General features: G+C 51.6%; 17 protein-coding genes. 12 read left to right on the top strand and 5 right to left on the bottom strand.

Annotation, left to right across the window (positions count from 1 at the left end):
- Positions 1-92: 92 nt before the first annotated feature.
- Positions 93-290 carry a hypothetical protein gene (locus JI741_RS19980; protein ID WP_202012869.1) on the bottom strand — a complete coding sequence of 66 codons (198 nt, stop codon included), beginning with the start codon at positions 288-290 and terminating at the stop codon, positions 93-95.
- 381 nt (positions 291-671) lie between these two features.
- Here JI741_RS19980 and rpsF point away from each other — a divergent pair, with 381 nt between their 5' ends.
- From rpsF to JI741_RS19940, 8 genes are all read left to right on the top strand, one after another.
- Positions 672-1,052 carry a 30S ribosomal protein S6 gene (rpsF, locus tag JI741_RS19975; RefSeq protein WP_202012868.1) on the top strand — a complete coding sequence of 127 codons (381 nt, stop codon included), beginning with the start codon at positions 672-674 and terminating at the stop codon, positions 1,050-1,052.
- On the top strand, positions 1,049-1,300 hold the full coding sequence (gene rpsR / locus JI741_RS19970; protein WP_202012867.1) for a 30S ribosomal protein S18: 252 nt from the start codon (positions 1,049-1,051) through the stop codon (positions 1,298-1,300). Before rpsF ends, rpsR begins: the two co-directional genes overlap by 4 nt.
- A 26-nt stretch (positions 1,301-1,326) precedes the next feature.
- Positions 1,327-1,770, top strand: coding sequence for a 50S ribosomal protein L9 (rplI, locus tag JI741_RS19965; protein ID WP_202012866.1), 444 nt, complete (start codon positions 1,327-1,329; stop codon positions 1,768-1,770).
- A gap of 238 nt (positions 1,771-2,008) precedes the next feature.
- Positions 2,009-3,457 carry a circularly permuted type 2 ATP-grasp protein gene (locus JI741_RS19960; RefSeq protein ID WP_202012865.1) on the top strand — a complete coding sequence of 483 codons (1,449 nt, stop codon included), beginning with the start codon at positions 2,009-2,011 and terminating at the stop codon, positions 3,455-3,457.
- Between the two features lie 46 nt (positions 3,458-3,503).
- Positions 3,504-4,439 carry an alpha-E domain-containing protein gene (locus tag JI741_RS19955; RefSeq protein ID WP_202012864.1) on the top strand — a complete coding sequence of 312 codons (936 nt, stop codon included), beginning with the start codon at positions 3,504-3,506 and terminating at the stop codon, positions 4,437-4,439.
- Between the two features lie 22 nt (positions 4,440-4,461).
- On the top strand, positions 4,462-5,412 hold the full coding sequence (locus JI741_RS19950; protein WP_202012863.1) for a transglutaminase family protein: 951 nt from the start codon (positions 4,462-4,464) through the stop codon (positions 5,410-5,412).
- A gap of 536 nt (positions 5,413-5,948) precedes the next feature.
- Complete coding sequence (locus tag JI741_RS19945; RefSeq protein ID WP_202012862.1) at positions 5,949-8,414, top strand: TonB-dependent receptor; 2,466 nt, start codon at positions 5,949-5,951, stop codon at positions 8,412-8,414.
- A 7-nt stretch (positions 8,415-8,421) separates the two neighbouring features.
- Positions 8,422-9,645: a PepSY-associated TM helix domain-containing protein gene (locus JI741_RS19940; RefSeq protein ID WP_202012861.1), complete on the top strand. Its 1,224-nt coding sequence runs from the start codon at positions 8,422-8,424 to the stop codon at positions 9,643-9,645.
- A 195-nt stretch (positions 9,646-9,840) separates the two neighbouring features.
- Here the strand turns inward: JI741_RS19940 and nagB are convergent, their stop codons facing one another.
- Positions 9,841-11,745, bottom strand: a complete 1,905-nt coding sequence (gene nagB, locus JI741_RS19935) for a glucosamine-6-phosphate deaminase (protein WP_202012860.1) — start codon at positions 11,743-11,745, stop codon at positions 9,841-9,843.
- A gap of 91 nt (positions 11,746-11,836) precedes the next feature.
- Here nagB and JI741_RS19930 point away from each other — a divergent pair, with 91 nt between their 5' ends.
- The 4 genes from JI741_RS19930 (at position 11,837) to JI741_RS19915 (ending at position 16,804) form a co-directional block, all read left to right on the top strand.
- Positions 11,837-12,817, top strand: coding sequence for a GSCFA domain-containing protein (locus JI741_RS19930; protein WP_202012859.1), 981 nt, complete (start codon positions 11,837-11,839; stop codon positions 12,815-12,817).
- A gap of 1 nt (position 12,818) precedes the next feature.
- A complete protein-coding gene (locus JI741_RS19925; protein WP_202012858.1) occupies positions 12,819-14,834 on the top strand; it encodes a thioredoxin domain-containing protein in 2,016 nt (671 codons plus the stop codon).
- Between the two features lie 61 nt (positions 14,835-14,895).
- On the top strand, positions 14,896-16,341 hold the full coding sequence (locus JI741_RS19920) for an alpha-L-fucosidase (RefSeq protein WP_202012857.1): 1,446 nt from the start codon (positions 14,896-14,898) through the stop codon (positions 16,339-16,341).
- Between the two features lie 10 nt (positions 16,342-16,351).
- Positions 16,352-16,804, top strand: coding sequence for a hypothetical protein (locus JI741_RS19915; protein ID WP_202012856.1), 453 nt, complete (start codon positions 16,352-16,354; stop codon positions 16,802-16,804).
- 75 nt (positions 16,805-16,879) lie between these two features.
- On the opposite strand, the gene JI741_RS19910 is transcribed toward JI741_RS19915, so the two are convergent.
- The 3 genes from JI741_RS19910 to JI741_RS19900 all read right to left on the bottom strand — a co-directional run bounded on the left by JI741_RS19910 (position 16,880) and on the right by JI741_RS19900 (position 20,598).
- Positions 16,880-17,248 carry a hypothetical protein gene (locus tag JI741_RS19910; protein WP_202012855.1) on the bottom strand — a complete coding sequence of 123 codons (369 nt, stop codon included), beginning with the start codon at positions 17,246-17,248 and terminating at the stop codon, positions 16,880-16,882.
- A 162-nt stretch (positions 17,249-17,410) separates the two neighbouring features.
- Positions 17,411-18,373: a 3-keto-disaccharide hydrolase gene (locus JI741_RS19905; protein ID WP_369411834.1), complete on the bottom strand. Its 963-nt coding sequence runs from the start codon at positions 18,371-18,373 to the stop codon at positions 17,411-17,413.
- Positions 18,374-18,510: 137 nt separating this feature from the next.
- Positions 18,511-20,598, bottom strand: a complete 2,088-nt coding sequence (locus JI741_RS19900; RefSeq protein ID WP_202012854.1) for an alpha-ketoacid dehydrogenase subunit alpha/beta — start codon at positions 20,596-20,598, stop codon at positions 18,511-18,513.
- Positions 20,599-20,755 lie beyond the last annotated feature (157 nt).

The following is a 20,755-nucleotide window of genomic DNA, read 5'->3' as shown; positions in this document are numbered from 1 at the left end:
AACGTTTCGGAGGTGATGAGTGGAAAACTGACGAACAAAAATACCTTGATAACAAAAAAGAACGCACGGACAACCTGCGCAGCGGGAAGGATTTAGGAGTGCTTCACCAGGGGTTGAAGCCTCTTTGCTTCTTTCTCTATGCGATGAGTTTCTACTTTTCCTTTGTTGAGCATCCGGCCATCGTGAATGGTCTGCCTCAGAAGGGCAATGAGAGCGCCAATTATGGCTAAAATGACCAAAACGGCTCCGCCCATCAGGATCGCATCAATCGTTTCGTTCGGGAATTCCATTGTTTATGGTTATTGAATATCGGGAGTATGCTAAGACTATGCACAGCGCGGCCACAATAAGGCAACTTGCTGTGAAAAACGCCTCTTTGCCTGTGTCCACTCCTTCTACAAGGAACGAAACAAGCCCTCCTACGGTTCCAAAAATCAAGGCTACTAAAAGCTTGATCATTTCGGTGTTGAACCGGATCTGTTCTTTCTGCTGATCGCTTAAACGCACAACCAAAATAGTTAAATGCCTAAAATGCGAGGGACACCCGAAATAGCAAAAAATCCCATTATGAAACAAGTTCTCGCCCTGCATTTTCCTCATTTTTCGGCCAGATGTTTTAAAGTATGGTTGTTTTTCCTACTTTTGCAACCTCAAAAACTAAAACAGTAAACATGAACAATTACGAGACGGTATTCATCTTAAATCCCGTTTTGTCTGAAGAACAGGCAAAGGATGCTGTCGAAAAATTCGTGAAAGTGTTGAAGAAAGCTAACGCCGAAATTCTCAATAATGAGCAATGGGGCCTTAAAAAATTAGCGTATCCTATCAACAAGAAGTCAACTGGCTTCTACAACCTCATCGAATTCTCGGCACCCAGTACGGCAATCGACACGCTCGAAACAGAGTACAGACGGGATGAATCGGTAATGCGCTTTTTGACTACAGTGTTGGACAAACACGCTGTGGTGTACAACGAACGGAGACGCAAAGGCGAATTCAAGAACAAGGAAAACAGAAAACCTGTAAAAAAAGCTGAGGAGACAACACGATGACATTGATGAATGAACCGATCAAGCGCGCAGAGATCAAACCGAAATACTGCCGCTTCAAAAAGAATGGGATCAAGTACATTGACTACAAGGATCCTGACTTCCTCCTGAAGTTTATCAACGAGCAAGGCAAAATTCTTCCTCGCAGACTTACCGGCACCAGCCTGAAGTTTCAGAAGAAAGTGGCTCAAGCTGTGAAACGTGCCCGTCACGTAGCTTTGCTTCCGTATGTTGGTGATTCGTTGAAATAATCGTTGAACCCTTAAAGAAAAACGACATGGAAGTAATTTTGAAACAAGACGTAACAGGACTTGGCTATAAAAACGACATCGTGAAAGTGAAGGCTGGATACGGTAACAACTACCTTATCCCCAATGGCTTCGCGCTGATCGCCAACGATTCTAACAAAAGACTGATCACAGAAAACGTACGCCAGGCAGCTCACAAAGCGGCTAAGGTGAAACAAGATGCAGAAGCACTGGCAGCCAAAATCGGCGACCTGACCATCGAAATCGGAACGAAAGCCGGTGAGAGCGGAAAGATCTTCGGCGCGGTAACCGCCCTGCAAATTGCCGACGTATTGAAAGCAAAAGGTTTCGATATCGACCGCAAGAAAGTTCACTTGAAGGAAATCCCTAAGCAAATCGGTACCTACACCGTGACGCTTGATCTTCACAAAGAAGTGAAGCACGAACTCCAGGTGAAAGTTGTTGCCGAATAATCGCAGCACTACACATTGACAAAAAAGCCACCTACCCGGTGGCTTTTTTGTTTTCATACGTCGACAAAACGAATCAATCCGCAAGCATTTTTCGCTTTTGCGTTCCCTCCACCCCCCTATCTCTTAGCGCTGGCGCTCCTGCCGCAACATTCGATTGCGTAAATAATTATATCAACAACTTCATAAATACGTTATCCGGTTGGTATTTTAGTTTTAACCTAACCTTAACCCGTAGCCCATGAAGGCAACCGAACTCTTTCATAAGTACCCTTTAGCTGGCAATACCTGGGATGAAATGTACGATGAAGAGCGCGTGCGATCGCACTATCAGAATGTCTTCAACTCCCTGTCCAGCATTCCCGCCGACGAGCTCAGCAAAAAAGAAGAACTGGCAAAAGGCCTCTTCATGAGCCAGGGCATCACGTTCACGGTCTACTCCAGCGGCGAAGGCATCGAGAAGATTTTCCCGTTCGATATCATTCCCCGCATCATCACCGCGTCTGAGTGGGACTTTATAGAGCGCGGCATCAAACAACGGCTGCGGGCGCTGAACCTGTTCCTGAAAGATGTCTATCACCAGCAGTTCAGCCTCAAAGACGGCATTGTGCCCATCGACCTCATCTATTCGTGCCCACACTATCTGCGCGAAATGCAAGGCGTGAATGTGCCTCACGATATTTATGTGCACATTGCCGGCATCGACCTGATACGCGACCACGACGGCACATTCTACGTGCTGGAAGACAACCTTCGCACACCGTCGGGTGTGTCGTATATGATTGAGAACCGCGAGATCACCAAGCGCATTTTTCCCGACCTCATTCCCCAGAACTATGTGCGGCCGGTAACGCAATACCCCAACATTCTTTACAACAACCTCATGTCGCTGAGCCCCGGACAGGTGTCGTCGCCCAATGTGGTGCTGCTCACGCCCGGCATTTATAACTCGGCCTACTTCGAACACACCACGCTGGCACGCCTCATGGGCATTGAGCTGGTGGAAGGACGCGACCTTGTGGTGGAGAATCACAAAGTGTATATGAAGACCACGGCAGGGCTTCGGCAGGTGGATGTGATCTACCGCCGCGTGGACGACGACTTCCTCGATCCCCTCGTGTTTAATCCTCAAAGTGTGCTGGGCGTGTCGGGAATTATGTCTGCCTATCGCAAAGGCAATGTGGCCATCGTGAATGCCGTGGGCAATGGTGTGGCCGACGACAAGGCGATCTATGTGTATGTGCCGGAGATGATCCGCTATTATCTGAACGAAGAGCCCATCCTGAAAAACGTTCCCACCTATCAATTAGAGAAGCCCGACGAGCGCGAGCACGTGCTGAAGAACATCAACAAAATGGTGGTGAAGAAAACCAACGGCTCGGGCGGCTATGGCATGCTGATGGGACACGCCGCGTCAGAAGAAGAAATAGACGACTACAAGAAAGAGATATTGAAGGCACCGCGCGAGTTCATTGCGCAGCCCGTCATCAGTCTTTCCAACGCACCGTGCTATGTGAATGGCAAGGCGCAGCCCCGACGCATCGACCTGAGGCCGTTCGCACTGTGCGGGCCCAACGGCATCGAGATTGTGCCGGGAGGACTGACCCGTGTGGCGCTGAAAGAAGGATCATTGGTGGTGAACTCTTCGCAAGGGGGCGGCAGCAAAGACACCTGGGTGCTGGCCAAATAAAAACCCAACTCATTTTTTTAACTAACTTCATGACAATCATACGCCGATGCTGAGCCGAGTTGCTGATTCACTCTACTGGATGTCTCGCTATATGGAGCGAACCGATAGCATTCTGAGAATGCTAAAAATAAACTATGCCTCTTCGCAGGATAGCCCCGAGGATTTTTCGTGGCAGCCTGTGCTCCGGATTTTTGGAAGCCTGGACGATGACGCCGTTTCCGACCTCGACAACAATGGCCGCAAGGTGCTGCAATACATGGTGCTGGACCGCGACAATCCAAATTCCGTGTTCAACATGGTGACCATTGCCCGCGAAAATGCCCGCGGCGTGCAAGACAACATCACCACAGAGCTTTGGAAATGCCTCAACGAATTCTATCACGTGGTGCGCGAAGAACGGCTCAAATATGCGTTGCAGTTTGAAGACCCGGTGACGGTGCTCGATGCCCTCATCAAAGAGTGTATGATCTATTTTGGCGTGACCGACATCACCATGTTTCGCGGCGAAGGCCTGTGTTTCATGAACGTGGGCAAGTATATGGAACGCGCCATTCAGTCGGCCGACATCCTGGATGTGAAGCTGAGCAACCTCTCCTACGATCTAGACAAGCCGACAGACACGGCCTACTGGAAATACCTGCTTATGTCGATCTCGGGGTATTCGCTGTACCTGAAGCGCTACCAATCCGGTTTTGAGGCACGCAACGTCATCGACCAGGTGTTGTTCAACGTAGATTTCCCAAGGTCGGTGTTGTATTCCCTTAACCAGCTGACGCGCTATTTCGAACGGCTGAAGGGCGAGCAAAACCAGGAAGGTTTTGCCAAAGTGCAGTTCATGATCGGGAAGCTGCGCAGCAAGGTGCAATACTCCAACGTGCAAAGCGTGTCGCGCATAGGACTTCACGATTATTTGACAGAGATCACCACAGAAATTGACGATATTGGCAGCACCTTAAACAAGTACTACTTCGCCTATAGTTGATTCTTAATGCTAAAAAACAGCTATGTCAAAATTCAAAATACGGCACATCACCAAATACACGTACGAAGGGCTCGTGCGCGACAGCGCCAACCAGATCATGCTCTACCCCATCCAGGACGACTACCAGGACGTGATTGAACAGACCATTGCCATCACGGGAAATCCTGTGGTGGACATCTATAAAGATTATTACGGCAACAGCGTGGGCACGTTCACGCACGCGCGGCCCCACCCGGAGTTGATCATCGACTCGCGCATTGTGGTTACGCCGTTTGCACGGCCCATGCCAGACGACAACATTCCCCAGGATCTTCAGTGGGAGGAATTGTTGAAATTGAAGTACCGCCCCGAGCTTATCGACTTTCTGAGGCTTGAACAATTTGACGCGCTGCCCGACATGCAGCGGATCATTGAAGACGAGCGTTGCAAGAACTGCTCGCCCCTTCAGTCTGCTAAACATTTTTGCGAGTACGTATACACGACGTTTGCCTATAAGAAAGGCATCACCACGGTGGAAACCACACTCGACGAAGTGTGGAAACTGCGTTCGGGAGTGTGTCAGGATTTTGCCCACATTCTGCTGGTGATGCTTCGGCTCATGAACATTCCGGCGCGCTATGTGAGCGGCTACATCTGCCCGAAGAAAAACGGCATGCGCGGCGAAGGTGCAACCCACGCGTGGGTGGAAGCCTACGTTCCGTTCTATGGCTGGCTTGGCCTTGATCCCACCAACAATCTTGTGGTGAACGACACGCACGTTCGCCTCGCCGTTGGAAAGAATTTTTCTGACTGCTCGCCCGTGAAAGGAACCTACCGCGGCTCGTCCAACCACACGCTCGACGTGATTGTGACGGTGGCCTACGAAGACGGTCAGGTGGCCGATGGCGAAATCGAAATCCAACAAAAAGAACCACTCACATCGGTGTCGCGTAACTCTTTCAGACGACATCAGGAGATGCAGATGCAGCAGTGACCGTTTCACCTTTCTAAATGTTTCAAAAGCATGCTGAACAGTTTAATGGTTCAGCAGCAGTTTTGTCTTGGTCGACTTTGACGAAACCTCCCTGCAATGTGGCCGACGGCTGTTGTCTTGCCATAAAGACGATGTGATGCCTATAAAGAAACGAGACAAGTGCCGAGCATTTTGTTCTACATATCCGCAAACGTGTGAAGGATTTCCAAACGATAGCATCATCAATTCAACAATGAATTTATCTTTGACTTGCATCATCTTTTCACCAGCTAAAATCAAGAGACTGCAAATAGCTATTGAAAGTTTAAACACGTGACAACTTCGATTCGCTATGTGTTAGTCCTACACGTTAACAAAGCGACTCAACGCAGGGTATACACAAAGGCCGGGCAGGATATCTGGTCTACCCATCCCTACCCTCTCCAAGCTAGACCCTTCACTTACAAAGGGTAAAATTCTGAAGTTTTCGAAACAATGCTTTCGCATCTCCTGCGGCCGAAACACCTTTGCCGAAATTATAAAAAGCATTTCCCCCTATGCGTAACATTTATCTACTCGTCTTTTTTATAACGCTCACATTCTTTGCCAACGCCCAACATTCTCAGACGGGTTCGGTAAAAGGAATTGTGAAATCATCCGACGGGCTACCCGCCGAACACATCAACATTGCCCTGAAGGGAACCACCAAAGGAACCGTATCGAACAGCAATGGTGAATTCGAAATCCGAAACATTGTTCCCGGAAACTACACCATGATCGCGTCGTTTGTGGGCCTGCTTTCGGTAGAACAATCGGTTGACGTGAAGGCCGGTGAAAGCACCACCTTGCCCGACATGGTGTTGCACGAAAACACCAGCGAGCTGAACGAGGTTGTGATCACCAGCATCCGCGAAGGTTCCTACCAGGCCGAGTCGTCGTCGCTGGCATCGAAGTCGCCCACGCCGTTGAAAGATATTCCGCAAACCGTGAGCTACGTGACCAAGGAGTTGATTCAGGATCAGAAAGCCTTTCGCATCACCGACGTAGTGAAAAACATCAGCGGTGTGAACCAGGAGTCCATCACGGGCGACCTCATGATCCGCGGGTTTGCCACGGGCAGCAATGTGATGATCAACGGCCTGCGCATAAGCAAAGGATGGACGCCCACACTCATCAGCAACCTCGAACGTGTGGAAGTGATCAAAGGCGCCAACTCGGCCCTGTATGGTTACGCCGATCCCGGTGGCACGATGAACAGCGTGACCAAGCGACCGCTGGATGTGGCGGCACAAGCCTTCAGCATTTCGGCCGGCAGCTTCAACACCATCCGCGCCGAAGGTGATTTTACCGGCGCCGTGAATGAATCGAAAAACGTTTTGTATCGCGTGAACCTGGCCTATCAGGATGCCGGTTCCTTCCGCGACTTGCAAGCCAGCAAAGACATTCTGATTGCACCGTCACTGTCGTTTTTGCCCAGTGACAAAACCAGGGTTGATGTTGATCTGATCTACAGTTCGATCAACGGACGTGTGGACCGCGGTCAGCCTCTTCTGGGCGGAGCCGACGGAAAAGGACTTTTGTACTCCACCCCAATCTCGCTCATCGCCACATATTCCAACAGCTACAACAAAGAACAAGGGCTTTCCCTGCTGGCTTCGCTGAATCATAAATTCACTGACAGGGTATCGTTTACCACGTCGTTCATTTCCTATCATTACAACAGAGATTATCTGGAACATCGTGTTAACAACGCCTATGGTCGCGATGGTGCGGGCAACGAAATGCCCACCCTGGTGGAGATGCGCTTGCAGCGTGGCACACAGGAAAATGCCAACTTCAACAGTATGTCCTATTTCAACGTGGCCTTGCAAACCGGCCCGGTGAAACACACCATCCTGGCGGGCTATGATTTTGCACGGCAAACTACTCCGGCCGGAACATGGCAGACCGCCCTGGCAGGTGCCTATCGCACGGCCGACAACACCAAGGCGCTCAATTCCTACAATCCCGCCAAGGCGTCGCAGTATCTGCTCGACAAAAACGGAAACCCCGTGCCCAACATGCCGCACTTCGACCTGGCCAACCCCAACTACACGCCACAAGAGATCACCAGCTACTTCACGGCCGTGACGCCCCGCGATCAAACACTATACTACACCAGCGGCATCTACCTGCAGGATCAGATCAAGGTGGGCAAACTGCAAGTGTTGCTGGGCCTGCGCAAGGAGTTCTATTCAGATTTCGAAAACTACAAGAAAGCCGACGAGAAGAAAGTAACACAAACTGCCCTCATTCCGCGAGTAGGTCTGGTGTATGGCATCGCGAAGAACATTAACCTCTACAGCACGTATGTGGAAGGCTTTCAACCGCAGACTGCCGGTGTGATTGGCGATCCGGATTTGTATGGTGGCCCGTTCGATCCCCTCACCAGCAACATGATCGAGTTTGGCGCAAAGAGCGATTGGCTTAGCAACCGCCTCACCGTTACCACGGCCATCTATCGCATTGAGCAAAACAACATTCTGGTTAGCGCGCTCGACGCCAACAACCCCGACCTGCTGACCCAACGCGGCCAGGAGGTATCGAAAGGTTTTGAGGTGGACATCAACGGAAAAATTCTGCCGAACCTTTCTGTCTCGGCCAACTATGCACACAACGAAGCCACCATCACCAAAAGCGACGACCCCGAACTGGTTGGCAAAGACAAGGAGTATACACCCAACAACATGGGCGGCATCTGGCTCAAGTACAATGTTTACAACGGTATGTTTAGCGGCGCGGGAGTTGCCTTTGGTGGCAACTATGTGGCCGAACAAAACACCGGGCAGTATGGCAACATCACACTTCCCAGCTATTCCGTGTTCAACGCTGCGCTGTTCTACAAAATTGAAAAGGTGAAGCTGTCGTTTAACATCAACAACCTGACCGACAAAACCTACTGGCTTGGTCGCGGGCGATCTTCCGTTACTGTGAACCCCGGCGCTCCCCGCAACTTTATGTTCAGTGTAGGATACACCTTCTGATGCGCGGATGAAAAAAGCAATCGGCAAAATACACCTCTGGCTCGGACTACTGTCCGGGCTAGTGGTGTTTATAATAAGCGTGACAGGATGCATCTATGTTTTTGAGGACGAGATCAAGGCGCTGGTCTATCACGATCGGGAAACCATTTCAATATCGGCCGATGGCATCCGGAAACCTTTGTCTGAGTTATTGCAGCGCGCGGAACAAGCGGCGGGCGAAGGACATCCCATACAAAGCATTGAAGTTCCTGCTGCCGCCGACCATGCCTACACCTTCAGGCCATTGCAGATTCGAAACAAAAAAGCCAAGACCTATTTTGGCGAAGTGGTGTATAACCGAAAGCTATACGTCAACCCGTATACCGGCGACATTGTGCACAACGAGAACACAAAGTATGAGTTCTTTTCCATCGTGCTCCGCATTCACCGTAACCTGCTTCTCAACCGGGCCATCGGCTCGGTGATTGTCGGCTCGGCTGTGCTCATGTTTGTGATCTTGCTCATCTCCGGCATTGTACTGTGGTGGCCCAAGAAAGGAACCGTGAAAAGAAGCTTCTCCTTCCCCTGGAAGAGCACCACACGGTGGAAACGAAAAAACTATGATCTTCACAATGTGCTAGGGTTCTATAGCCTTTTCATATTGTTGGCCATTGCTTTGACAGGACTTGTGTGGTCGTTCGAATGGTTTGACCATGGCGTGCAGTGGATGGCCAATGGCGGAACGAAATACAAAAAGCCGAAAACTCTATTCTCCGATTCAACCGCCGCCGCAACCACCACTATCGACAAGATCTACGCAGAAGTGTTGGCTGAAAATCCTGATGCAGACTTCATCACCATCAGCTTACCCGAAAAAACCAATGGTGCCATCAACGCCCTTGCCCGCTATGGCACTCGCACGCGCTACTTCTCACAACGCTATCAGTTCGACCGCTTCAGTGGCCGCCTCCTGAAGTCCGAACCCTTCGACGAGAAGAATGCCGGCGAAAAACTACGCGCTATGAACTACGACATCCACACCGGCGCCATCCTGGGGTTGCCCGGCAAACTGCTGGCTTTCTTTGCATCCTTCACCTCAGCCTCACTCCCCATAACCGGCTTCCTCATCTGGTATGGCAGGCTCAACAAGAAATCGGCAAACAACAAAGAAGTCGTTGCAAGGCCAGTGGCCAATGTGGCCCGACCACGAAAAGCACTCCGACCTCAACCGGCGCGTCGAGGAACGTCATAGTTCTTGGTCTTTAGTATTGAGTCTTTAGTCCTGAGTATTCGTCAGTAAATGGATGCTGAGATCGTGAAAAGCTAAGGATATCGTGTAATGCAGGAAACGGTATTGGCAAAAATAAAAGTCCTGAACATTGAGTCTCGAGCAGCATGCTCAAGACTTAATACTCAGGACTCAATACTAAAGACTAAAGACTATATACTAGAACTTGTATCGTACAAACGCTTCCATCGCTTCGTACTCAGCAAGTCCCAATGCATTGTAGGCATTTGCTGTGGCGTGGTTGCGGTCTTCGGCGCGCATCCAGAATTCGCGCTTGTCGCTGCCGGGGAACATGGCACTGTCTTTTTGCGACTGGTGCTTGAACACGGCGCGGCGCTTGCGCATGAGTTCGTCGGGGCTGAGGGGCACGGCCATTTCAATTTGGTCGATGTCCCACTCCTGCCATGCACCACGGTAGAGCCATACCCAGCAATCTTTTGCCCAGGGCTTTTTCTTGAGGCGACGCAGCGCTTCGAAGATGGCCGCGAGGCAAACACGGTGTGTGCCGTGCGGATCGGACAAGTCGCCGGCGGCGTATACCTGATGGGGTTTCACACGCTCGAGAATTTCCATCACCACTTTAATATCTTCTTCGCCCAATGGTTTCTTTTTCACGGCGCCGGTTTCATAGAACGGCATGTCGAGGAAGTGCATTTGTTCGTCGGGAATGCCAACGTAGCGGCCACCCGCCTTGGCTTCTCCTCTTCTGATGAGGCCTTTGATCTTCAACACTTCGGGGCTGTCGAGCTGGCCGGGGCCTTTCTTTTGAAGCGACTGCACCACCTTTTTGTAGAAGCGTGCACCGTCGGCTTTGCTCAATCCAAACTGGTCGTTGAAGTCGCGCACGAAGTCGGCGAAGCGGATGGCGTCGTCGTCGAACACGGCAATGTTGCCCGAGGTCTGGTAGGCCACGTGCACTTCATGACCCTGGTCTACGAGGCGGATGAACGTTCCGCCCATCGAAATCACGTCGTCGTCAGGGTGTGGCGAGAACAATACCACACGTTTCGGGAACGGCTTGGCGCGTTCGGGACGGTTGGTGTCGTCGGCGTTGGGCTTTCCTCCGGGCCAACCGGTGATGGTGTGCTGCAGGAAGTTGAATACTTTGATGTTCACTTTATAGGCCGAGCCGTATTCGGTGATGATGTCGCTCATGCCGTGCTCCATGTAGTCGTGGTTGGTGAGCTTCAGCACGGGCTTCTTCACCTTCTGGCACAGCCACACCACGGCTTTGCGTATGAGTTTATCGTTCCAGTTCACACTGTCGAGTATCCACGGTGTTTTGATGCGTGTGAGGCCCGAAGACGATGCGTCGTCGAGGATGACGGTGCAGTCGCGGTGTTTCTGGAGGAATGACGACGGGATCTGGTCCGAGATAGGGCCTTCCACGGCTTTGAAGATCACGGAAGCTTTGCCTTCGCCCCAGGCCATCATGTAGACCTTGTTGGCTTTCATGATCGAGCCAACGCCCATGGTGATGGCTTTGCGGGGAACGTTCTCGTCGCCAAAGAAATCGCTGGCGGCGTCGATGCGCGTTACCTGATCGAGTGTGACGAGGCGGGTCAATGACTTTTCGGACGAACCGGGTTCGTTGAACCCGATGTGACCCGTGCGGCCGATACCCAGAATCTGGATGTCAAGTCCGCCAAGTTTGTCTATCTTTTCTTCGTAGCTCCGGCAGAACTCGGCCACGTCTTCTTTGGCGATGGTTCCGTCGGGGATATGAATGTTCTTTTTGGGGATGTCGATGTGATCGAACAAGTGCTCGCGCATGAACCGCACATAGCTTTGCAGAGCATCGGGCGGCATGGGATAATACTCGTCGAGGTTGAAGGTGTAGACGTTTTTGAAGCTGAGACCATCTTTCTGGTGCATTTTCACCAACTCTGCATAAAGCCTGGTGGGCGACGAGCCTGTGGCCAATCCCAGCACACAAGGTTTGTTCTCCTTCTGGCGGGTCTTGATGAGGGCCGCGATTTCGCGCGCCACATGCACAGAACCGTCTTCGGAGGTGTTGAAGATTTTTACAGGGATTTTCTCAAAGGCCGTAAGGTCGTTATTCATAATTTTGACAGGTTTTGATCTGTTGCTTATCAAAGGTTAAAGTATCGCAAAAAGCTCTAAATTTTCAAGTGTTTGCGGAAACATTATTTTTATGGAACACTTTCGAACAGTCGTTAGCATAGGCCCCGGGCATCCTGACATCCGTTTGCACGACAAAATTATTACGTTGGGGTCCTGTTTTGCGCACAGCATGGGCGAACGCATGCTGCTGTCGAAAATGAATGCCCTGGCCAATCCGTTTGGGGTAATCTATAACCCCGCTGCCATTCACAAAGCGATTCGGTATGCCCTCTTCAACGAATCTGTGCCGCAGCATACCTTCCTCCAAAACCAAGACGTGTTCCTAAATTATGATTTTCATTCAGATATCTCAGCACCGTCGTTCGATAAACTTCAGCACCAGATCAAAGACAGCCTTGGCGCCGTCCACTATTTTCTAAGAGACACTGGGTGGCTCATTCTCACCTATGGCACGGCGTGGGTCTATGAGCGGAAGGACACGGGCGAGATTGTGGCCAACTGTCATAAGGTGCCGAATCATCAATTCACGAAAAGGCTGTTGACGGAAGCGGAGATCACCGCGTCGTTCTCCGCATTATATGCAGAGCTGCTGGCCTTCAATCCATCGCTGAAGGTTATCCTCACCGTGAGCCCGGTGCGACATGTGAAGGATACGCTTGAGCTTAACAGTGTGAGCAAGGCCATTCTCCGTTCTGCCTGTCACAACCTCACTCAACGGCATTCCGAGGTTTCTTACTTTCCGGCTTTCGAAATCATGATGGACGACCTGCGCGACTATCGTTTCTACAAAGCCGACATGATTCATCCCACGGAAGTGGCCGAAGACTATATCTGGAAAGCGTTTGGCGAACGATATTTCACGGCCGACCTTCAGAAGTTTTTGATCCGCTGGCGCGACATCCGTGCCGCCCTGGCCCACAAGCCTTTCCATCCCGCGACAGCGGCGCACCAGCAATTTCTGAAAGACCTTTTGAAGAAGCTGGAAGAACTAAAATCCACGGTGCCTGTTGAAACGGAAATAAACTTTGTTCAATCCCAACTTCTCCCCTAACATGCCGCATACCAATCGTTTGATTCATTCCACGTCACCCTATCTGCTTCAGCACGCACACAACCCCGTCGACTGGTTTGAGTGGGGCCCCGAAGCGTTGCAAAAAGCGAAGGCCGAAGGGAAACCCATATTGGTTAGCATTGGCTACTCGTCGTGCCATTGGTGCCATGTGATGGAGCGCGAGTCGTTTGAGCACGACGACATTGCGGCCGTGATGAACGCGTCGTATGTGTGCATTAAAGTGGATCGCGAAGAACGTCCGGATATTGATTCCCTGTATATGGAAGCCGTGCAGGCGTTGGGCGTTAATGGAGGTTGGCCATTGAATGTTTTCCTCACCCCGGAACAGAAACCGTTTTTTGGAGGCACCTATTTCTCGCCCGCGTCGTGGGTGCAGGTGCTGCAAAATATTCACAAGGCGTTCGAAGGAAACCGGCAGCAGATTGAAGACACTGCCGAGGAATTGAGATTGCACCTGCTCCGTTCGGATGTGCAACGTTTCAAGCAAACACCGTCGGACTCCGCATTGCAAGCCGACCTTTCGGACATCTTCACCAAACTTCAGGCCCACTTCGACAAACAATGGGGAGGCATGGACCGCGCGCCAAAATTCATTATGCCCTCGGTGTGGCTCTTTCTGTTGCGCCACCACTACCTCACAAAAGACCACGCCAGCCTTGAGCAGGTAGTGCTCACGTTGCAACGCACAGCCTCCGGCGGCATCTACGATCAGATTGGCGGCGGGTTTGCCCGCTATTCGGTGGATGCCTACTGGTTTGCCCCGCACTTTGAAAAGATGTTATACGACAATGCCCAGCTTCTCAGCCTTTATGCCGAAGCGTATGCCATCACAAAATCAGAAATCTTTAAACGTGTTGTCTACGAAACGTTCGACTGGCTGCAGCTAGAGATGACGCATCCACTTGGCGGATTCTATTCGGCACTCGATGCCGATAGCGAAGGCGAAGAAGGTCAGTTCTATGTCTGGAAAAAAACAGAGTTAGAGAAACTGCTTGGCGAAAACGAACCACTCATCTCCGAATACTACAACGTGAAGCCTGGCGGAAACTGGGAATTCGGCAACAACATTCTTACCCGGCACAAAGCCGACGATGTTTTTCTACAAGCCCATGGCCTGAGCGACGACGAATGGAAGACGCTGCAGGATAGCGCCAAGCACACCCTGCACGAAGCCCGTTCGAAACGCGTTCGCCCCGGCCTCGACGACAAGGTTATCACCGCGTGGAATGCCATGACCGTGTGTGGGCTGGTGGATGCCTATCGTTTTTTTGCCGACCAAACGTTTCTGGACGCCGCCATCAGGAACATGCTGTTCATGGAGCGCGAAGTGCAGCAAGGCAATGTGCTCTATCGTTCGTGGAAAGGGAAACACTCCGTAACCACCGGCTTTCTCGACGACTACGCCTACGTGATCCAGGCACAACTGCGACTCTATCAGGCAACGTTCGACGAGCGGTGGATAGAAAAGGCCGCAGTGTTGATTGACTATGTGATGGACCAATTTTATGATGACACCGATGGCTTCTTTTATTACTCATCAACGTCGGCCGAGCCGTTGTTGTCGCGCAAGAAAGAAATATTCGACAACGTGATTCCATCTTCCAACGCCATCATGGCGCAGAATCTTTTTCAGGCTGGCACGTTGCTGGAACGGGAGGAGTGGAAATCGTTGGCAGTGGCGATGGCGGGTTCGTTGGCACACCTCATCAAATCGGAGCCAAACTACATGTCGCAGTGGGCCATAGCGCACACGGAAATCAAAAAAGGAATGGCAGAAGTTGCCCTTGTGGGAAAAGATCTTCATGCAGTTCGCCAGCAGTGGATGCAACAGTATGCGCCGTATGCGCTGCTGCAAGGAACGGAACACCAAAGCAAACTTCCTTTGCTGCACGACAAAATTGCGTCGGGGGATGGCCCTACCCTATTCGTGTGTTATAACAAAACCTGTCAGCTGCCTGTGCACCGCGTGGAAGACGCGATCGCACAACTTCAATAAATCAGAACATCATCTTGTTTGCATAAAATGCATTTTCTGTATATTCACGAAAATGTCATGTATGCGCTATAGTTCTCTTGTTCTTGTAAGTATTCTTTTGTTTTCGTGCACGCCTAAAAAAGAGGTGACGGTGCCTCTTGCCGTTGGGCCTGTGCCTACGGCCAGTCAACTGGCGTGGCACGAAATGGAGACCAATGCTTTTATTCACTTCACCACCAATACGTTCACCGGAAAGGAATGGGGCTATGGCGACGAGAGTCCATCCGTGTTCAATCCTTCGGCCTTCGACGCTGACCAATGGATCACCACGCTGAAAGACGCCGGTTTCAAAACCGCCATTCTCACGTGCAAACACCACGATGGTTTTTGTCTCTGGCCCAGTCAATACACCGAACATTCGGTGAAACACAGTCCGTTCATGAATGGCAAAGGCGATGTGGTGAAAGCCGTATCGGAAGCGTGCAAAAAACACGGCCTGAAGTTCGGCATCTACCTTTCGCCCTGGGATAGAAATCGCGCCGACTACGGATCGCCTGCTTATATTGAATACTACAGAAACCAATTGCGCGAACTCTTCGCGGCCTACGGTCCTGTGGTGGAAATGTGGTTCGACGGCGCCAACGGCGGCGATGGTTATTATGGCGGCGCCAAAGAAACGAGAAAGATACAAGGCTCAACCTATTATGACTGGCCCAAAACACTTGACCTCGTGCGCACCATGGAACCCAACATCATCTTCTTCAGCGACGCAGGCCCGGGTGTGCGTTGGGTAGGCAATGAAAAAGGACTGGCCGGCGAAACCAACTGGAACACCATCTCTACCGATACGCTGTTTGCCGGCAAAGCGGGCATTGAAAAATTGCTGAATGAAGGCGAAGCCGACGGCACAAAATGGGTGCCTGCCGAAGTAGACGTTTCGATCCGTCCGGGATGGTTCTATCATGCAGAAGAAGACTCGCTCGTGAAAACGCCCGAACGCCTCTTCGACATCTACCTGACCTCGGTTGGTCGCGGTTCCACCTTGCTGTTAAACATCCCTCCCGATCGTCGTGGACTCGTGCATGAGAACGACATAAAGGCCCTCAAAGGATGGCGCGCTTTACTGGACGCTGCGTTCAAAACCAACCTCGCACTGCACGCAAAAACAGAAGCCTCATCACATCGTGGCGACGCCGATGCCTATGCACCGGCCAACGTGACCGATGCCAACCCGGAAACCTACTGGGCCACCAACGACGAGGTGACCACCGGCTCCGTAGAAGTTCACCTGGCCAAAAAGCAACCCGTTCGCTATGTGCTTATTCAAGAATACATCAAACTGGGACAACGCGTGAAATCGTTCACGGTAGAAGCCTGGGAAAACGATGCCTGGCACACCGTGGCAAACGGAACAACCATTGGCTACAAACGCATTCTGCCCTTGCAGTCTGTTGACACCGATAAAATACGGGTGAGCATCACGGCGTCGAAAGCGTGTCCGTTGCTCTCCGCCATAGACGTATACTAAACACCAAATTGTGAAGGCGTCGATCACCTGCATGTTGCTTTGGCTTTTGTGCTTCGCCGGTGCGCAGGCACAGAACGAAGGCATCTATATGCTGTCGGCGGTAGTGAAAAAGATGCCGTGCGACAATGAGCTGCTCATGCTGATCGGCAAAAGCAAAATTTGCATTTCCAAGAAGCCGCTCATCCAGCTGAGCGAAGTGGAATACATCTCCGACATTCAATACGATCCCGTCATAAAAAAACATTATGTAGACATCGGCCTGTCTTCGGCCGCGGTGCAAACCTTGAACCGCGGCTTTGCTTCCCTCCCCAACAATCGCTACGCCTTTGTTATGAAGAACGAAGTGATCTGTGTGGTGAAGGTGGAGTCGGAGATTACCGTACGGTTTTTCCGGATGGGATATGATTTGAACTTAAAAGATCTGACAGAGGTGCATAAGGTTTTGAAGACGCTGAGGCCGTAGGAAATACACACGCATAACGGTAATCCTGTTAAGTATCAACAGAAATATGTAACAAATAAAACTCAGCGCTGCTTCTTACTTCCCTACCAGAATATCAATCTCCACCGTCTCCTTCTTATAACACGCCGCGCTTCCGATGCTGTAACAAAACTCAATCTCCGCTTCGTCCTTTCCCTTGAAGCTTCCATCGGCCTCATAGGTAAAAACCAAATGCCCCACATTGTTTCGTTGAAGAGAGAAAGCTTTGGCGTGTTGGGGTGACTTTGTTAGTGTGGCGCCGTCTTCGATACCCATTGTTCCGAAGTCGTGCGTATAGACCTCATTGTTCTTCACCGTGCCTTCAATTGTTGAATCCGATTTCGATTTGGTATCGTCGTCTTCATCGCATCGAGAAAAGCTCAGGGCGGCAATCGCAACAAACATCAGGAGGAATATTCTTTTCATAGGGTTGGTGTTTGTTGTTTTAGACACCAGTTTCTCAGCTAAAGTTGGAATAGCTTTATTGACTTTGCTTTTATCAATAAGACTTGCTTATGGCGGACATAAAAAACAAAGAGGATGCAAAACAATGTTCTGCATCCTCTTCGAATTGAGATTGTTCTTTTATTACTTCACGGGCGTGATCACAATGTTACGATAGTCTACGGGACCATGATCGCCTTGCAGCAAAATCGGACCGGGTTCGCCTTCATTGCTATCCAGTGCACCGCCGGTGATGCCGGGGATGGTTGTGTTGCTGATGATGGTTTTGCCATTGGCCACAATGGTGACCTGGCGGCCAATCAAGGTGATGTCGTAGGTCTGCCATTCGCCGGGAGCTTTGGCTACCATTTCGTTGGGGGTCAGAAATCCGTAGACGCCGCCCAGGAAACCATACCACGGTTCTTTGCCTTTGCTGTCTTCGATTTGCACTTCATAGCGACCGCGCAGATACACGCCGCTGTTGCTGCCTTTGTCGTAGCGAAATTCGATATGCAGTTTGAAGTCAGTGAATTTTTTATCGGTCACCAGGTTCGAGCCTGACTTGGGGCTGCGCAACACGCCCTTTTCCACAATCCATTGGTTATCGCCCATGGCCTTCCAGCCGGTGAGGTCTTTGCCGTTGAAAAGGGTGATGGCGGCGCCCCATGCGGGTGCGGTAGCTTTGAGCAACGGAGCGCGTACAGCCGTCCAGTTGTATTTCTGGCCATCGGTGTAGACCATGGTTCCGGTGAGCTTGTCGTCGGCCACGGTGCCTTCAAACACCATGTCGGAGGTGCCGGGTTCCCATTGTGGGGGAATGGCGAAGTCGAATTTGCCGTCGGCATAGTTCACTTTCGAAATGGGGCGGGCGCTGCCAAAGGCATAGCAGAAGCGTCCTACCAGCGTGTGTGTTCCGGAGTGTTCCACTTCCAGCCACGAGGGCAATTGCTTGCCGTCTTTTTCAACAGTCACATCCCAGCGTCCTTCAATGGGGCGCGTGGCTTCCTGTGCAAACGTGGTGAACGAAGAGGCTATGGCCATGGCCGTGGCGGTGGTCGCGAAGAAAAACTTGCGGAGGGTGGATTGCGGGTTGCGTTGTTTTTTCATGTTCAGTTCTATTGGTAAAGCTGTCGTCAGCGTCAGTCAAATATGCAATTATTTTGGAATAAATGTAAGGCCCGATACACAACCGGTTCAAACCGTCTTGTGATGTCGCCTTTAGGTGCGACATCAGTCAACAAAGGCTAGAACGAAAGCAAAGCCTGGAGGGCTTCCTTCACTTTGTTGACGTTGGGAAGCATGGCTTTCTCCAGGTCCACGTTCAAGGGAATGGCGGGCAGGTTGGCCGCGCCGAGCGTCCACACGGGAGCGTCAAGGCTTCGGAAACATTCGCGCTGAATGCGACCTGCAAGCGATTCTGCAAACGAGTTGAGCAGTGGTTCTTCTGTCAACACAAATGCGCGTCCATGGCGCTGGACCGAGGCCACAATGGCTTCCCAGTCGATCGGGTTCAGCGTGCGCAGGTCCATGATCTCGACTTGTCCATCCCAATCCCGCGAGGCTTCCCGGGCCCAGTACACACCCATGCCATAGGTGATGATCACCGCCGTGGCCCCTTCTCTGATTTTATCGTCAGACGCGTGCTGCACAATGTTGGCTTTTCCCAACGGCAACACATAGTCGGCATCGGGTTCTATGGTTTTGGCATCAGCGGTGCCGGGCACTTTTGACCAATACAATCCTTTATGTTCCAGCAACACAACGGGATTGGGATCATAGAACGACGCCTTCAACAGTCCCTTCATGTCGGCCGCGTTAGACGGATAGACCACCTTGATGCCGCGCACCGTAAGCAACGTAGACTCTATGCTACCGGAGTGATAGGGTCCGCCGCCACCATAGGCACCCACGGGAATGCGAATCAACGCCTGCACCGGAAACTTTCCTTTGGAGAGATAACAGCTTTTCGAAAGCTCTTCCACCAACTGGTTCATACCCGGCCACACATAGTCGGCAAACTGAATTTCCACAATGGCCTTTGCTCCCACGGCCGACATGCCCGCGGTGGACCCCACGATGTAAGCTTCCTGTATTGGTGTATTGAACACGCGCTCGTCGCCATACTTCTGTGCCAGTGTTGCCGCTTCGCGAAACACACCTCCCAGGCGTCGGCCCACGTCTTGTCCATAGAACAAAGCTTCGGGATGTTTTTGCAACAGCTCATCCACGGCATGCAACGCAGCATCAACCATAATCACTTTCTCAGCCGATGGCGGTGTGCGCTCGCCTTGTTCGGTGGTGATGGGCGTTGGTGCAAACTCGTGTGTGTCAAACTCGGCTACCGTGGGGTCGGGTGAATTTTTGGCCTGCTCGTAGGCGGCTTCAATTTTGGCATAGACATCTTCTTGTATGGCCGACAGCGTTTCTTCGGTTTCGCCATGCTCCAGCAAGTAGTGATGCAGTCGAAGGAGCGGATCGTTTTGTTTGTGCTGGTCCAGATCTTCCCCACGATACCATTCCTTTCGCACGCCCGACGTGTGGTGGCCGAGCAGCGGGCACGTGGCATGCACCAGCATGGGGCTTCTTTTCTTGCGAACAAAGTCTATCGCTTTTTTGATGCCGAGGTAGGAGTCAATAAAATCAGCACCGTCCACGGCCATGCGCTCCATGCCTTTGAAGCCGGCGGCATATTCATAGGCGTCCATGGTGCGCATCTCGGGGCCCGTGGCAGAGATACCCCAGCCGTTGTCTTGCACCAGGTATAGGATGGGCAGCTTCTTCAGGACGGCCATCTGAAATGCTTCAGCCACTTCGCCTTCCGTCACCGAGCCATCGCCCAGCGAACACACCACAACGGACTGCCGCTGTTCGCGCAGGCCCTGCGACTCCAGGTACGCAACGGCCTGTGCCATGCCCGTGGCGGGAATGGCCTGCATGCCGGTGGCTGAACTTTGATGGGGTATGACGGGGAAGCCTTCGCGCCGCAGCGACGGGTGACCGTAGTAGGATCTGCCTCCGCTGAACGGATCGTCGCGCTTGGCCATGAGCTGGAGCATGAGTTCATAGGGTGTCAGCCCGAGGCCCAACAGGATGGACTCGTCGCGATAGTAGGGCGACAGGTAGTCGATGGGAAGAAGTTGCAACCCTACGGCCAGCTGAATGGCTTCATGACCACGCGAGGTGCTGTGCACATACTTGCCGCAGACATCGCGTTTCTCGTCGTAGGTGGCGGCCATGCGCGCAGCCTGACTCATGAGGTCGTAGGCTTTCAACAGGACATTGCGATCGACTTCAGGCTTCAGCTTTCGCCGGGCCTGGGAGGGTGTTGCCATGGACATGCGGGTGTGGGTTGGTCTCACGCTAAAGATACACATTTCACAATATTCAAACGATTGAAACACCGTTGAAGTATGCCTGAGAAATGACGTGCGTTGTGTTCAATGCATGCGCGACAATCCTCCGAGATAATGCCGTTAAAAAACTTCCTTC

It is taken from the genome of Chryseolinea lacunae (assembly GCF_016735595.1).
GTDB classification, from domain to species: Bacteria; Bacteroidota; Bacteroidia; order Cytophagales; family Cyclobacteriaceae; genus Chryseolinea; species Chryseolinea lacunae.
This window is presented reverse-complemented; position numbering and strand designations above follow the sequence as displayed.

What these genes read in the sequence shown, in the direction of transcription:
- JI741_RS19900 (WP_202012854.1), bottom strand. Translation starts at nt 20,598, where the DNA reads ATGGCAACACCCTCCCAGGCCCGGCGAAAGCTGAAGCCTGAAGTCGAT.
- rpsR (WP_202012867.1), top strand. Translation starts at nt 1,049, where the DNA reads ATGACATTGATGAATGAACCGATCAAGCGCGCAGAGATCAAACCGAAA.
- JI741_RS19980 (WP_202012869.1), bottom strand. Translation starts at nt 290, where the DNA reads ATGGAATTCCCGAACGAAACGATTGATGCGATCCTGATGGGCGGAGCC.
- nagB (WP_202012860.1), bottom strand. Translation starts at nt 11,745, where the DNA reads ATGAATAACGACCTTACGGCCTTTGAGAAAATCCCTGTAAAAATCTTC.
- JI741_RS19940 (WP_202012861.1), top strand. Translation starts at nt 8,422, where the DNA reads ATGAAAAAAGCAATCGGCAAAATACACCTCTGGCTCGGACTACTGTCC.
- JI741_RS19955 (WP_202012864.1), top strand. Translation starts at nt 3,504, where the DNA reads ATGCTGAGCCGAGTTGCTGATTCACTCTACTGGATGTCTCGCTATATG.
- JI741_RS19920 (WP_202012857.1), top strand. Translation starts at nt 14,896, where the DNA reads ATGCGCTATAGTTCTCTTGTTCTTGTAAGTATTCTTTTGTTTTCGTGC.
- JI741_RS19945 (WP_202012862.1), top strand. Translation starts at nt 5,949, where the DNA reads ATGCGTAACATTTATCTACTCGTCTTTTTTATAACGCTCACATTCTTT.
- JI741_RS19905 (WP_369411834.1), bottom strand. Translation starts at nt 18,373, where the DNA reads ATGAAAAAACAACGCAACCCGCAATCCACCCTCCGCAAGTTTTTCTTC.
- JI741_RS19950 (WP_202012863.1), top strand. Translation starts at nt 4,462, where the DNA reads ATGTCAAAATTCAAAATACGGCACATCACCAAATACACGTACGAAGGG.
- JI741_RS19930 (WP_202012859.1), top strand. Translation starts at nt 11,837, where the DNA reads ATGGAACACTTTCGAACAGTCGTTAGCATAGGCCCCGGGCATCCTGAC.
- JI741_RS19960 (WP_202012865.1), top strand. Translation starts at nt 2,009, where the DNA reads ATGAAGGCAACCGAACTCTTTCATAAGTACCCTTTAGCTGGCAATACC.
- rpsF (WP_202012868.1), top strand. Translation starts at nt 672, where the DNA reads ATGAACAATTACGAGACGGTATTCATCTTAAATCCCGTTTTGTCTGAA.
- JI741_RS19925 (WP_202012858.1), top strand. Translation starts at nt 12,819, where the DNA reads ATGCCGCATACCAATCGTTTGATTCATTCCACGTCACCCTATCTGCTT.
- rplI (WP_202012866.1), top strand. Translation starts at nt 1,327, where the DNA reads ATGGAAGTAATTTTGAAACAAGACGTAACAGGACTTGGCTATAAAAAC.
- JI741_RS19910 (WP_202012855.1), bottom strand. Translation starts at nt 17,248, where the DNA reads ATGAAAAGAATATTCCTCCTGATGTTTGTTGCGATTGCCGCCCTGAGC.